This window comes from Acinetobacter sp. 1125_18A, assembly GCF_052824985.1.
Genome location: NZ_VTDG01000064.1, coordinates 1 through 329, shown reverse-complemented (window position 1 = coordinate 329; position 329 = coordinate 1). Strand labels below are relative to the sequence as shown.

Here is a 329-nt window from a genome sequence, read left to right as displayed (position 1 = left end):
ACAACCGAGCTCTCATTAATCGTGGAAATATTGCCATTTGGTTTGATCCAAATACTCAGTGGTATGAACAACCGCATGGCAAACAAGGTCGAAATCAAACCTATTCAGATACAGCAATCCAATGTTGTTTAATGATTAAATCCTTATTCCGTCTGTCTTTACGTATGGTCACTGGCTTTGTTCAAAGTCTCATTCAACTTTTTGGCTTGGATTGGGCAGCACCAGATTACTCCACCCTTTGTAGAAGACAAAAGCATATTGATATTTCGATTTGCTATCAAAGAAGTAGTGGTGGACTCCATCTACTGATTGACTCTACTGGTTTGAAA

The 329-nt window shown here is 38.9% G+C and carries 1 protein-coding gene; it reads left to right on the top strand.

The window, feature by feature from the left end; genetic code table 11:
• Positions 1–329: IS5 family transposase (locus FY049_RS22270; protein ID WP_446084442.1), on the top strand; the 329-nt coding region annotated here is incomplete at both ends.